This is a genomic window from Rhizobium leguminosarum (assembly GCF_002953715.1).
GTDB classification, from domain to species: domain Bacteria; phylum Pseudomonadota; class Alphaproteobacteria; order Rhizobiales; family Rhizobiaceae; genus Rhizobium; species Rhizobium leguminosarum_V.
Genome location: NZ_CP025013.1, coordinates 494,426 through 507,962, shown reverse-complemented (window position 1 = coordinate 507,962; position 13,537 = coordinate 494,426). Strand labels below are relative to the sequence as shown.

Here is a 13,537-nt window from a genome sequence, read left to right as displayed (position 1 = left end):
TCCTCCTCCAGTTTCCGTTATTGTCCGCACTCCCCGCGAACGTCTTCCATCGTGGAATCTCTGCCTCAGCCGGCGATCGCCTTGCCTGTCATGAAGGCGGCCCCGCGCGCCGCAATCATCATCACCGGAGCATTGGTGTTGCCCGATACCAGCGTCGGCATCACCGACGCGTCGCATACCCTCAGACCCTCGACTCCGCGCACTTTCAGATCGGCCCCGACAACCGCCATCGGATCGTCAGCTCGCCCCATGCGCGCCGTGCCCGCCGGATGGAAAACGGTCTTGGCGGTCTGGCGGATGTAGTCGCGCAATGCCGCGGGATCACTTTCGACCCCCGGTTTCGGCAGGACGCGTCGCTTGATAAGCTTCGCAAGTGCTGGCGCATCCAGAATGCGGATCGCTGTCTCGACACCGCGCACCAACGTATCGAGGTCGGCCGGGTCCGAGAGGAGATTGGCGTTGAACTCCGCCCTGTCATTCGGGTCGGCGCTTCTGAGACGAATGGTGCCGCGCGAGCGCGGCCGAAGGTAACAGGGGCCGATGCTGAGACCATGACCGGGTTCGGGATCGCGGTCGACGAAGCCCACAAGAACCGGCAGGACATGGAACTGAACATCCGGCTGGCCGGTACCGGCCGTATCGACGAAACCACCGCATTCGACGACGTTCGATGAAAGCAGGCCACGATGCGACAGCAGGTAGCGCGCCATGTGTCCGGCGGCGCGAATCCCACTGTCATGCCCGAGGATGGAGATCGGCTCGTGGGTCTCGCCTTGAACCGGCGCTTCGAGATGATCCTGATAGTTTGCGCCGACACCCGGCAGGTCGGCCACCACATTGATGCCGTGAGATCGGAGATGCTCTGCCTCGCCAATGCCCGAAAGCTGCAGGATCTTGGGTGTCGCGATCGCACCCGCCGTCAGGGCGATTTCCTTGGAAGCGGTGAATATGGTCCCGTCCTGCAACGCGACACCCGTCGCGCGCCGACCCTCGAACAGGATGCGGGCGACCTTTCGTTCGGTCAGGACCGTGACGTTCGGCCGTGTCTCCGCGTCGCGCAGAAACGCCTGCGCGGAACTCCAACGACGTCCCCGATACGTCGTGCTCTGGTAGAACCCGACGCCTTCCTGATTGGCGCCGTTGAAGTCCGGATTATACGGAATGCCGACTTGCGTGGCTGCCTGAACGAAGGCTTCGCTCAGCGGGTGCCGGTGACGGGGGTTCGAGACGTGCAGGCCGCCGCTGCGGCCATGAAACTCGCCATTGAGGGTTTCGTTGTTCTCGAGCGATCGGAAAGCCGGCAGTACATCTTCGTAGGACCAGCCATGACACCCCATCTGCGACCAGGTATCGTAGTCGTTCTTGTGGCCACGGATGTAGATCATCGCATTGACGGAACTGCCGCCGCCAAGCACGTTTCCTTGCGGGGTAATGCAAGGGCGACCATTGAGGCCCTTCTCCGGCTCGGATGCATAAGGGTGAATGTCGACCCCCTTGCCGAGGACCTTGAAAAAGGTCGCCGGAACATGGATCCAGGGGTCGGCGTCACGCCGACCGGATTCGATCAGCAGAACCTTATTTTGCGGGTTCTCGGAGAGCCGGTTTGCCAGTACGCAGCCGGACGATCCGCCGCCGACGATAATATAGTCGAAGTTGGTCATGGCTCAGCTCAACACCGTCTGGATCGTGGTAAATTCCTTCAGCCCTTCGGCGCCGAACTCGACACCCATGCCCGATTGCTTGACGCCGCCAAAGGGCGCGTTCGGCTGGATCGTTCCGTGCTTGTTGATCCATACCGAGCCGCATTCGAGCTGCATGGCATAGCGCTTGGCTTTTTCGGCATCCGCCGACCAGACCGAGCCGCCAAGCCCGGCGGGATTGGTGTTGGCGCGGGCGATGACCTCATCGATATCGGTATAGCGAATGATCGGCAGCGCCGGCCCGAACTGCTCTTCGTCGACGAGACGCACGCCATGGTCGACGTCGGCAACAAGCGTGATCGGATAGAAATAGCCCGGCCGATCGATCGGCGCGCCGCCGGCGAGAATTCGGCCGCCATTGGCGCGCGCGTCATCGACAAGTTCGCGAACTTTGTTGAACTGCATTTCGTTTTGGACCGGGCCAAGAATGCTGGTTTCGTCAAGGCCGTCGCCGATCACGATCCTGCCGGCGTAGTCGGCAAGCCGTGCACAGACGTCTTCATAAATGCTGTCGTGCACATAAAGGCGCTTCAGCGCTGCGCAGGTCTGGCCGTTGTTGATGAAGGCTCCCCAGAACAGGCCCTCGGCGATCTGCGCAGGGTCGGCATCGGGAAGCACGATACCGGCATCATTGCCGCCAAGCTCGAGCGTCAGGCGTTTCAACGTCGCGACAGCCGAGGCCATGACCTTCTTGCCGGTCTCGGTCGAGCCCGTGAAGGTCATCTTGGCGACACCGTCATGGGCGGAAAGCGCTGCACCAATGCTGTTTTCGCCGGTGATGACATTGACGACGCCGGGCGGCAGCACTTCGTTCATGATCTCGACAAGACGGATCGTCGACAGTGGCGTCAGCGGCGAAGGCTTGATGATGACCGTATTGCCGGCCCGCACCGCCGGCACGATATGCCAGCATGCGATCATCACCGGCCAGTTCCAGGGTGTGATCGAACCGACGACGCCAATTGGCTTGCGATGCAATTCGACACGGCCCTCATTGTCGTCCTGCAGGATCTCAACCGGCAGATTCAGTTCGGCCGTGTGGCGTGTCCAGGCAAGCGCGCCGCCGATTTCGAACCGGGAGCCGAGACCATTGAGAGGCTTGCCCTGCTCCAGCGTCAAAAGGCGTGCAAGTTCCTCGCCATTGGCTGCGATCTTTTCGGCAATGGCGCGACAGGCGGCCTGGCGCTCTTCTTCCGACACCTGGCTCCAAGTGCAAAAGGCGACTGAAGCTGCGGCAACGGCATGGTCGAGATCCGCCGGCGTCGCCAGCGGCATCTGACCGACGATTTCGCCGGTCGATGGGTTGCGAACCTCGGCATAGGTTGCGGTCTCGATGCGTGCTCCGCCGATGAACAGACTGTACTGCTTCACGATTGGCTCCTCCCTGAGCTTTGGAAGGAGTATGACGGGGCAGAAGAATGCCGTCTTGGGCAGGAGCGCGCCGCGACTTGGTCTGAAACGCAACAGGCCGGCGGCTCATCAAGTATTCAAACCGCACTATTGTGCGATTGATGTCACCGGCCTGAGCAGATCGGTCGGCGCGCAGTCGAACAGATCCTTGAAGCTGCGATTGAAATAGGAAATATCATTGAAGCCGGCCGAATAGGCGACTTCCGCGATCGTCCTTGGGCTTCTCTGATCTTTGATCTGCGCGATCTTTTCACGCACGAGGCGCAACCGCTTGTCACGGATGACCGTGGTGCAGGTCATGCCGATACCTTGAAAATCCTGCTGCAACGTGCGGATGGATACCCCGATCCGTGTCGCCAGCCACTTGGCGCTGAGATCGCTCTCGGTCAGGTGTCGGTCGATCAGTATGTCGACCATTTCCAGCCGCCGCGAAGCGCTGTCGTTGAGAGCCGACATGGCGTCGCCGTTTGAGACGAAGGCCTGTCGCGTCGCATTGAACATCAGGTGCCGCAGATTGGCAGACGCGGCATCCGATGCCGAATTGGACATGATCTTCGCCACCAGCGCACGCAGCATCATTGCCATCGGGTCAAAGGCCTCGAGTTTGCGGGCGATGTCAAAATCGATCGGGCTTTCGGCATACATGATCTGGCGTGGCAAATGCAGCGACAGATGATTGCTGAACTGTCCACCGAAATGGAATGTCGTCGGCCGGGTCGAGTCGACGAGAATGCAATCACCGACATCCAGGACTGCCTGGAGGCCGACGTGCTCGAGACCACAGGACCCTTCCAGCTGCATGATGAGAAAGAGATGTTCGTTGGCGTCCCGGCGAATGTCATCCCAATCTCGATGGACGCGATCGAGATCATTGGAAACATGGGCGAACTCCATACCGCAGACATCGATACGCCGGGCTGCCCCCGTTACGGCCTTGCCGCTCTCCATTGCTTTCGGATTGAAGTTGCCGCAGATCGATTGGAGATCACTGGTCCATTGATCATAGGGAACGGTTGCCCACGCGTGTTGCATCAGGGCCTGATTGTTCAAGAGCTCCAACTCTGCCTCCCAACAGTGTCAGTCGACGACATGTCCGTCTCGCGCGACTCTCCCACAAGCGCAAAAAGGCGGCAACACCTGAGACCGGTAAACTGAAAGAGTGTCGAAGATAGATCGCTCTGTCAATCTATTTCACATGTTAACTAGAATCCGTCATCCCGACTCTTCTCACCAGCTATGTTTTGCCGCCGCCATTCACTGGGCGGCATACCGGTCCGCGCGCGGAAAAAGCGCGAAAAATAAGCGGCATCCTTCAAGCCCACCTCATAGGCTATGTCCTCGAGCGATCGGATGGTGAAAAGCAACAGCCGTTTGGCCTCGAGCAGGCGGCGCTCGGCGATCATGTCCTTGACGCCCTGGCCGAAAGCCATGTGCCCGGCCTTGGCAAGAAGATGCGGCGTGGTGCCGAGGCTCGAAACGTAGCGCGCAACCGGCCAGTTCTCACGAAAATGCCGGTCGATCAGCCGTCGAAGGTCACCAGCAAGCAGGCGTTGTGGCGATTGTGCCAGCATCGGCGCGTCGGACGCCAGGCGTCCGATCTGGGTCAGCATGGCGGCAACCAATGGTGAAAGGATCGTATCGGCCTGGCCTCTCCCCTCGGCGTACTCCTCCAGAATTAGTTGCATGGTCCGCCGAAGTCTCTCCCAGAACGCCTCCGCGCCCTGCCCCGTCACCATCACCGGGCGATCCAGCGGCAGCGTCGTCTGACCGGCGATCGACGGCAGCAGACTGTCTGCGATCGACACGACGACCGCGTCCGAAACAAGCGGATCGACGTTGAAGCCGTGGATGACGCCGCTCGGCACGAAGCTGACGGCAGGCGCCAAAAAGTCCAAACGTTGATCTTCTATGAAATAGGATCCGCTGCCGCTGGTCCAGAAAGTGACCTGCGTCATCCGATCATGTTTATGGGCTCGGACCTGGCCGGAATGGAGATTTGCGCGCGCCATCACCGTTTCGACATGAAGAAATCCGATCTCCAAAGGGCGATCCGGTTCGCCGTAGACAAAGAAACTTGGGACGATGTCGTTCATGCTGGCCGCCGTAAAAAGTACAAGTGATTTCCCTATTCTGTCCATGGTGGAAGGCGAACGCAAGGACTAGCATTTGTCTCAGATCAAGGGAGGACGACATGCGATCAGAAGATTTCCGGGCCGATACCAAGCGGCCCTTCACCGGTGAGGAATATCTGGCATCCCTGCGTGACGGGCGGGAGGTGTACATCAATGGTGAGCGTGTCAAGGACGTGACCGTGCATCCCTCGATGCGCAATTCCGCCCGCTCGCTCGCCAGGCTTTACGATGCGCTACATGCGGAAAAGACCAAGGAACGGTTGACATCGCCCACCGACACCGGCTCTGGGGGCTACACCCACAAATATTTCCGTGTAGCAAAGTCCTCCGCCGATCTCGTCGCTCAACAGGGTGCGATCGCCGACTGGGCCCGCATGTCCTATGGATGGATGGGCCGAACCGCCGACTACAAAGCAGCATTGATGAATACGCTGGGCGCCAATGCCGACTGGTACGGTCCCTTCAAGGACAACGCACTCGCCTGGCACAAGCGTGCCCAGGAAGCGGCTCTCTTCATGAACCACGCGATCGTGAACCCGCCGATCGACCGCCACAAGCCGGCGGATGCCGTAAAAGACGTATTCGTTCATATCACCAAGGAAACCGACGCCGGCATCTACGTCTCGGGCGCCAAAGTGGTGGCGACGTCCTCTGCTTTGACGCACTACAATTTCCTGGCACAGAGCTCGGCGACGGTCACGGAAGACCCGTCGCTGTCGGTGATGTTCATCGTCCCGATGAATGCGCCCGGCATCAAGATGTTCTGCCGGGTCTCCTATGAGGAAACGGCAAATCGTGTCGGCACGCCATTCGACTACCCGCTCTCTTCCCGCTTCGATGAGAACGATGCCATCCTGGTTCTGGACAACGTCTTCATCCCCTGGGAGGATGTGCTGGTCCTGCGCGATGCGCCGAAGATCCTGTCCTTCCATCCCGCTTCCGGCTTCATGCACGGCTACTGCTTCCAGGGCTGCACGCGTTTCGCCGTCAAACTCGACTTCCTGGCGGGCCTGCTCGCCAAGGCTTTGCGGGCGACCGGCGGCGATGCCTTCCGCGGCAATCAGGCCGCACTTGGTGAAGTCATCGCATTGCGCCACATGTTCTGGAGCTTCTCCAACGCCATGGCCTACAATCCGATCCCTTGGGCGAACGGCGCGGTGCTCCCCAATCTGGAGGCGGCCCTTGCTTACCGTACCTTCATGTCGGAAGCCTATCCCCGCGTCATCGAGACGGTCCGCAAGGTCGTCGCCTCGGGACTGATCTACCTGCCGTCCTCGGCCAAGGATTTCGGCAATCCGGAGATCGACCGCTATCTCGGCCAGTATGTGCGCGGCTCCAACGATATGGGCCATATCGAACGCATCAAGATCATGAAGCTGTTGTGGGACGCAACCGGAACCGAGTTTGGCGGACGGCATGCGCTCTACGAATTGAACTATGCCGGAGCGCCGGAAGAAGTCCGGCTTCAGGTGCTGAAGGGGGCCGAGCGTGGCGGACGGTTGCGCGAAATGGAGGCCTTGGTCGATACCTGCATGAGCGACTACGACGAAAACGGCTGGACCGGTGACACCTGGTTGCCGCCGATCGGCAATGCAGATCAGTTCAAGTCCGCTGCTGAATAGGAGGCGACCATGGAGGAGGCCTTTTCCAAAACCGAGTTCCGCAACGCCATGGCGCGCGTTTGCGCGCCGGTCAACGTCATCACCACCAATGGTCCCGCCGGTCGCGGCGGGTTCACCGCCACGGCCATGTGCAGCGTCACGGATGAGCCGCCGACGCTGCTCGTCTGCATGAATAGCCGATCCGCCCAAACTGCCCTGTTTCTGGAAAACCACTGGTTCTGCGTGAACGTATTAAGTCACGACCACAGAGAGCTAGCCGGGAAATTCGCCGGAGCAACCGCCGATATGGAGGCGCGCTACGCCTCTGCGGATTGGGTCGCAATGCCTTCGGGCACGGATGCTCTCGCCGACGCGATCGTGTCGTTTGATTGCGAGCTGTCCGAGGCAAGACTTGTCGGCAGCCATCACATCTTCATCGGACGGATCGCCGGCATCAGATCCCGCCCCGATGGAAACGCGTTACTGTATTTTGACCGGAATTACGTTCATGTCCCGACGCAAATTGGCAGCTTCGGAGGTTGAAGGTATTCGCTGTCAGCCGCGTTGCTGCTGACAGCGAATGGGCTGCGCGCGGGAGCCTTTAACTTTAGATGCATCCGACATTTCAACTGCGCCCCTGCTCTCAGCAAAGTGTTCGACTAAGCTAGAGCTGGATCCACGCCGTCTTGAGATTATGGTACTTGTCCATCGCATGCAGCGACTTGTCATGGCCGTTGCCCGACTGGCGGATGCCGCCGAGCGGCACGGTGTTGTCGGCGCCGCCATAGGTGTTGACGTGGACGACTCCCGCCTTGACTCCCCGCACCATGCAATGGGCGCGCGACAGATTGCCGGTCCACACGGCTGAAGCGAGACCATAAGGCGTGGCATTGGCAATGCTGATTGCCTCTGCATCGTCATCGAAGGGAATGATGGAGAGGATCGGCCCGAAAACCTCCTCTTTGGCCAGCGTCATCTCCGGCGTCACGTCGAAAACGGTCGGCTGCATATAGAAACCGCCGGTGTCTTGAAGAATGCGCCCGCCGCCGGTTCTCAGCCTTGCGCCTTCGGACAGCGCCTGGGCGGCGAAACCGAGGTCCTTCTCGAGTTGGATCTCGCTGGAGATGGCGCCGGATTCCGTCGAGAGCAACAGCGGATCGCCAACCTTTATCTTTTCGGCAATGGCTGAGATCCGTTCTGCGAAGGCTTCGTGGATCGACCGCTCGACCAGGAGCCTCGATCCGGCAACGCAAACCTGCCCCGAGTTTCTGAAGATGCCGAATGCCGAGACCTTGGCGGCCTGTTCGAGGTCCGGCGCATCCGCGAAGACGATGTTGGGCGATTTGCCGCCCAGTTCGAGATAGACCCGCTTCAGGTTGGAGCGCGCCGAATATTCGAGCAGCCGGCGGCCGACGCCGCCGGAGCCGGTGAAGACGAGAACATCGATATCGCCATGCAGGCCGATCGCCTCTCCGGCGACCGTGCCGCGGCCGGTGACGACATTGAGTACACCTTCCGGCAGGCCCGCTTGCGCACACAGTGCTGCCAGTTTCAGGAGACTGAGCGATGCGCCTTCGGCGGGCTTCAGCACCACGGAGTTGCCGGCTGCCAGCGCTGGCGCAATCTTCCAGGCACCGATCATCATCGGGAAATTCCATGGCACGATAGCGGCGACGACGCCGACGGGTTCGCGGTGGATGAGGCCGAGAACGCTTTCGGAGGTGGGGGCAATCTCGCCGTAGACCTTGTCGACGGCTTCGGCGTAATAGCGGAAGGTGGCGGCCGCGCTGCCGGGTTCGGCCTTCAGGGCCATACTGATTTCCGTCCCGTTGTCGCGCACGCCGAGCACCGCCAGTTCAAGCGCATCGCGCTCGATCAGCTCGGCGATCCGGAAAAGGATTTTCTTGCGCTCTGCGGGCGCTGCCTTCGACCACGTGCCTTTCTCGAAAGCGGCGCGCGCAGCCTTGACGGCCAAATCGACATCGATTGCACCGGCATCGCCAATGGTCGTCAATTTCACGCCGTCGATCGGCGAGATGACATCCATGGTCGCACCGCTCTGAGGTACGCGCCACTCGCCGCCAATGAACAGCGACTGCGGCGAGACGACGTCTGAGCGGAGTTTGTCGATCTTGTCCTGCATCTCAATCTCCTCACGAAAGAAATGGCGGACCAGCGTCCGCCATCATGATCCAGATATGTCAGGCTTCCTGTCCGGCGCCGAGCCGGGCAAAACCGGCAGCATCTTCCGACTTCAGACGGGCAGCTGCCATCAAGCCGAAAATGGCGGCAATCACCACCAAGCCCGGCAGAAGCACGGCGAGCACACCGCTTGCGCCGGCGATCGCGCCGAAATTCACGGTGATATAGTAGACTAGTCCCAGAAGGATGATGCCGGTGATCACCGGGAGGACCTTGGTCACCAGAACGTTGCCTTCGAGGCCGGGATTGCGGCTGAAGAAGGCGACGATGGCGAATGCGGTAAAGGCCATCAGCAGGATGATGGCAAGCGTGCCGACGTTGGTGAGCCAGGAGAAGAGGGCAAGCACCGGATCCTGGCCGGTAAAGGCGAAGAGCGCGATGACGAGAACGGCGATAATCGTCTGGATCACCGAACCGACATGCGGGCTCTGGAATACGGGGTGGGTGACGCCGACGGATTTCGGCAGCAGACCTTCGCGGCCGGCGACATACATGTAGCGGGCGACACCGTTGTGGAAGGCGAGCACGCCGGCAAACAGGCTGGTGATGAAAAGCACGTTCATGACTGGGACGATCCAGTGGCCGACATAGCGTTCGGCAAGGCCGAAGAGGAACGTCGTCGGATCGGCAAGGCCCTGCAGTTCGGGAACGAGTTTGTCGGCGCCGGCGCCATTGACCATCAGCCAAGAGGTCAGCATGTAGAAGAGGCCGATGATAAGGACAGAAATATAGGTCGCGCGCGGCACAGTCTTGTGCGGCTCGCGGGCTTCTTCGCTGTATATCGTGGTGGCTTCGAAGCCGATGAACGCTGCAAAGCAGAAGAGAATCCCGATTGCCGGCGTTCCGCTCATGAAGGCGGCGGGCGTGAAGGGTGCGGCCGAGATGCCGCTGTCACCGCCCTTTAGGAAGATAGCCGCGTCGATGACCAGCACGACGACATATTCAAGAATGACAAGGACGGTCAATACCTTGGCCGAGAGATCAACGCGCCGATAGCCGAAGACCGCGACGACGGCGATGCCGATATAGGTCCAGACCCACCAGGGCAATTCAAGGCCGATGCCCGCGAAGAACCCCGCGGTTGCCGCACCGAAGAGACCGAAAACGCCAATCTGCATGGCATTGTAGGCAAGGATGGCGATGAGGGCGGCGGCACCGCCCATCATGCCGCCGAGACCCTGGGCGGTATAGGCATAAAAGGCACCGGCATTGCGGATGTGGCGGGCCATGGCGACGTAGCCGACCGCGAACAGCACCAGGATCGCCGTGACCAGCAGGAAGGTCAGCGGGATGCCCGCGCCGTTGCCGAGCATCATCGACAGAGGCACACCGCCGGCGACCGCCGTGAGCGGCGCTGCGGCCGAAACCACCAGAAATGTCACGGCGCCGACGCCGAGACTGTTTTTGCGCAGCTGGTTTTCACCTGCGCCTGTTGAGATTTGATTGTCCATTTTGCTCAAGTTCCCCTTGTTGCATCTATCCGATTGCGCTCCGGGAAAACGCGTCCTCCCAAAATCGCCGTCATTTCGAACCGGACTAATCTGCCGCGTTTTTTCTTTTGCTCTTGGCCGCGCGCAGGTCAGCGCATATGGTTCACATATTGAACCAGTGCTTCAAATATAGACTTGCAAATAATGGCTACACCTGTCAAGTTATTTCGCATGTTAAGTAGTTTATGCCGGCATAGAGGACCAGGCATCGACGGTGATGACCCAGACAGGTGTCCGTAACACCGACCGGTATCGAACGACGACCGGGCAAAAAAGGAAACTGCATGAGCACCGTCGGAAAAGCGCTGTCCTTGCTGGACAGCCTGTCGCAACTCAACCACGAAGCGGGACTGACGGACATCGCCCGTCTCTGCGACCTCGACAAGGCGACGGCCCGCCGCCTGCTTGTCGAGTTGGAAAAGCATGGCTTCGTCGAGCAGGATCCGGAGACGCGCAGATACCGGATCGGTTCAGCTCCGGTTCGCCTGGCGCGGATTCGCGAGGCGCGCTATCCGTTCCTGCGGGTCGCTATCCCCTTCGTAAGGGAGCTCGCTGAAAAGTCCGAGGAAACTGTTCATCTCGCCGAATTCAGCGGCAGCACACTTTCAACGATCCATGTCGAGGACTCACCGCGCGCGCACCGGGTCATCGTCGAGATCGGCACGCGCCTGCCTTTCCACGCTACGGCATCAGGCCTCGCCTATCTGGCCTTCTCCAATAAGAAATACATGGAGTCGGCCCTGTCGCAGCCACTGGAAGCCTTTACCGAACACACCGTGACCGATCCGGCGGCCGTCCGCAAAATGATAGACGAAACGGTCGCGCGCGGATTTTCGATCAGCAGCCAGGGTCTCGAGGTCGGCGTCGTCAGCACCGGAGCTCCCATTCTTTCGCCGGCAGGTCAACCGATCGGTTCCATCACCATCGCCGCGCCGCTCGCACGCGCGCGCGCCGCCACTCTGGCGAGCTTCGGCGCAGCCGTCGTCGACACAGCCAAACGCATTTCAGAAAAATACTACGGGCCGGAGCGGCCTTCGGGAACAAAAACGCAAACAAAGAGGACCGGTTGAATGAGCCCAGCAGAGCCTTCGCCAGAGCAAACACGCCCGCCCAGCATCCTTGTGATTGGAACCGGTGACACCAAATCCGACGAGCTTCAGTTCATGGCGGGCATCATCCGCGGTGCAGGCGCAAAACCGCTCATGGTCGACGTCAGTATCTTGTCAGATCCGCCTTACACACCGGATTTTTCCCGGCACGACATCGCCAAATCGGCGGGAACCTCGATCGAAGCGATCATTGACAGCGGCGACGAAAATTCAGCGATGGCGCTGATGTCGACCGGCGCTGCGGCTCTCGTCGGAACGTTGCATGCGAGCGGAAAGGCGGATGGCATCATTGTTCTCGGCGGCTCGATGGGCACGGACCTTGCGCTTGACGTGGCGGCGGCCCTGCCGCTCGGCGTTCCCAAATTCGTGGTCTCGACGATTGCCTATTCGCATCTCGTGCCGCCGGAGCGCATCTCCCCGGACCTGATGATGATACTCTGGGCCGGCGGACTTTACGGATTGAACGATATTTGCCGCGCCGTGCTTTCCCAGGCCTGCGGCGCCGTCGTCGGGGCTGCCCGCTCCAGCATGAAGCCCAAGGCGGACCGGCCGTTGATCGGAATGACCTCCCTCGGTTCCACCTGCCTCAAATATATGAAACATTTGAAGCCGGAGCTTGAAAAGCGCGGCTATGAGGTCGCAGTATTCCACTCGACCGGCATGGGCGGACGGGCCTTCGAGGCGATCGCCGCGCAGAAAGGCTTTGCCGCGGTGTTCGACTTCTGCATGCAGGAAGTCGTCAACCACCAGAATGGCACCGTTGTCACCTCTGGTCCGGACCGCATGGAAAATGCGGGCCGCGCAGGCATACCGCAGATCGTTGCGCCCGGCGCGGTCGATATGGTGGACCTGCCCGCATGGCAGCCGCTGCCGGCGGCACTTGCCGACCGACCTTATCACGCACACAACCGGCTGATCGGCTCCGTCACCACCTCGCCGGAAGGACGCCGGGCGACGGCTGCGCTGATCGGAGAAAAACTTGGCGGAGCGCAGGCGCCGGTCGCCCTGATCCTGCCGCTTGCAGGCATACAGGAATGGGACCAGCCAGGCGAATCATTGCATGATCCGGAAGGCCTTTCAGCCTTTATCGACGCGATGCGCCTGGCCCTCCCCCCATCCGTCGTCTTGCATGAGGTCGATGGTCACATCAACTCCCCCCAATTCTCCACAAAAGCCCTCGCCGTATTCGATGCGTGGGTTGCACAGGGCATCATCCCGGAAGGCAGACCATGACAGGTGATCGCGCACTCATTCTCGATTTCGGCGGCGTCGTGACCCGCACGCTGTTCGAAACGCACGACGTCACCGAGCGGGCGCTTGGCCTTGCCGCCGGCACGCTCACCTGGCGCGGTCCGTTCGACACGACGACCGATCCGCTCTGGGTGTCGATGCAGAGCCGCGAGATCACCGAACGCGACTACTGGATGACACGGACCGCGGAAGTTGGCCGGCTGGTCGGCGAAGAGTGGACCGACATGAAGACCTTCGTCCAGCGGGCGCGCGGCGCCGATGCCGATCTCGTGCTGCGTCCGGAGGCGCGAGATGCCATCACCCGCGCCAAGGCCGCTGGCCTGCGGCTCGCCATCCTGTCGAATGAACTCGATCTTTTCTACGGTGTCGAATTCCGCAAGCGCTTCACGCTGATCGATCTCTTCGACGTTATCGTCGATGCCACCTACACGAAGATCCTGAAACCGGATCCGCGCGCCTATGAACAGGTGATCGCCGAAGTCGGGCTTCCGCGCGAGGCCTGCGTCTTCGTCGACGATCAGCCGAAGAACATAGAGGGCGCCACCGCCGTCAAACTTCCCAACGTCCATTTCGACGTTACTCGCCCCGCGGACGGCTATGCCCGCGCCCTTTCCATGCTTGGACTTTGAACGAAGAGGACTG

At 60.6% G+C, this 13,537-nt stretch carries 11 protein-coding genes; 5 read left to right on the top strand and 6 right to left on the bottom strand.

The window, feature by feature from the left end; genetic code table 11:
• Positions 1–65 precede the first annotated feature (65 nt).
• From CUJ84_RS26725 to CUJ84_RS26710, 4 genes are all read right to left on the bottom strand, one after another.
• Positions 66–1,661 carry a GMC family oxidoreductase gene (locus CUJ84_RS26725; RefSeq protein ID WP_105008692.1) on the bottom strand — a complete coding sequence of 532 codons (1,596 nt, stop codon included), beginning with the start codon at positions 1,659–1,661 and terminating at the stop codon, positions 66–68.
• Between the two features lie 3 nt (positions 1,662–1,664).
• Positions 1,665–3,071 carry an aldehyde dehydrogenase family protein gene (locus CUJ84_RS26720; protein ID WP_105008691.1) on the bottom strand — a complete coding sequence of 469 codons (1,407 nt, stop codon included), beginning with the start codon at positions 3,069–3,071 and terminating at the stop codon, positions 1,665–1,667.
• A 126-nt stretch (positions 3,072–3,197) separates the two neighbouring features.
• The gene (locus CUJ84_RS26715; RefSeq protein ID WP_432444921.1) at positions 3,198–4,142 is read right to left on the bottom strand and encodes a helix-turn-helix domain-containing protein; all 945 of its coding nucleotides are present in this window, start codon (positions 4,140–4,142) and stop codon (positions 3,198–3,200) included.
• A gap of 170 nt (positions 4,143–4,312) precedes the next feature.
• Positions 4,313–5,248 (bottom strand): helix-turn-helix domain-containing protein, encoded by a 936-nt coding sequence (locus tag CUJ84_RS26710; RefSeq protein WP_105008689.1) that lies wholly within the window; start codon positions 5,246–5,248, stop codon positions 4,313–4,315.
• Positions 5,249–5,301: 53 nt separating this feature from the next.
• On the opposite strand from CUJ84_RS26710, the gene CUJ84_RS26705 reads away from it, so the two are divergent.
• Together CUJ84_RS26705 and CUJ84_RS26700 are read left to right on the top strand one after the other, a co-directional pair.
• Positions 5,302–6,864 (top strand): 4-hydroxyphenylacetate 3-hydroxylase N-terminal domain-containing protein, encoded by a 1,563-nt coding sequence (locus CUJ84_RS26705; protein WP_105008688.1) that lies wholly within the window; start codon positions 5,302–5,304, stop codon positions 6,862–6,864.
• A gap of 9 nt (positions 6,865–6,873) precedes the next feature.
• On the top strand, positions 6,874–7,386 hold the full coding sequence (locus CUJ84_RS26700) for a flavin reductase (RefSeq protein ID WP_105008687.1): 513 nt from the start codon (positions 6,874–6,876) through the stop codon (positions 7,384–7,386).
• Between the two features lie 121 nt (positions 7,387–7,507).
• Here the strand turns inward: CUJ84_RS26700 and CUJ84_RS26695 are convergent, their stop codons facing one another.
• On the bottom strand, positions 7,508–8,986 hold the full coding sequence (locus CUJ84_RS26695; RefSeq protein WP_105008686.1) for an aldehyde dehydrogenase: 1,479 nt from the start codon (positions 8,984–8,986) through the stop codon (positions 7,508–7,510).
• Positions 8,987–9,044: 58 nt separating this feature from the next.
• On the bottom strand, positions 9,045–10,496 hold the full coding sequence (locus CUJ84_RS26690; protein ID WP_105008685.1) for an APC family permease: 1,452 nt from the start codon (positions 10,494–10,496) through the stop codon (positions 9,045–9,047).
• Positions 10,497–10,819: 323 nt separating this feature from the next.
• On the opposite strand from CUJ84_RS26690, the gene CUJ84_RS26685 reads away from it, so the two are divergent.
• Genes CUJ84_RS26685 through CUJ84_RS26675 form a run of 3 tightly spaced genes read left to right on the top strand, consistent with a single transcriptional unit; the run spans position 10,820 to position 13,524 of the window.
• Positions 10,820–11,605 (top strand): IclR family transcriptional regulator, encoded by a 786-nt coding sequence (locus tag CUJ84_RS26685; protein ID WP_105008684.1) that lies wholly within the window; start codon positions 10,820–10,822, stop codon positions 11,603–11,605.
• A complete protein-coding gene (locus CUJ84_RS26680; protein ID WP_105008683.1) occupies positions 11,606–12,877 on the top strand; it encodes a Tm-1-like ATP-binding domain-containing protein in 1,272 nt (423 codons plus the stop codon).
• Entirely contained in the window at positions 12,874–13,524 is a 651-nt protein-coding gene (locus CUJ84_RS26675) for an HAD family hydrolase (RefSeq protein ID WP_105008682.1), read from the top strand. The genes CUJ84_RS26680 and CUJ84_RS26675 overlap by 4 nt, the downstream gene beginning before the upstream one ends.
• Positions 13,525–13,537: the final 13 nt, after the last annotated feature.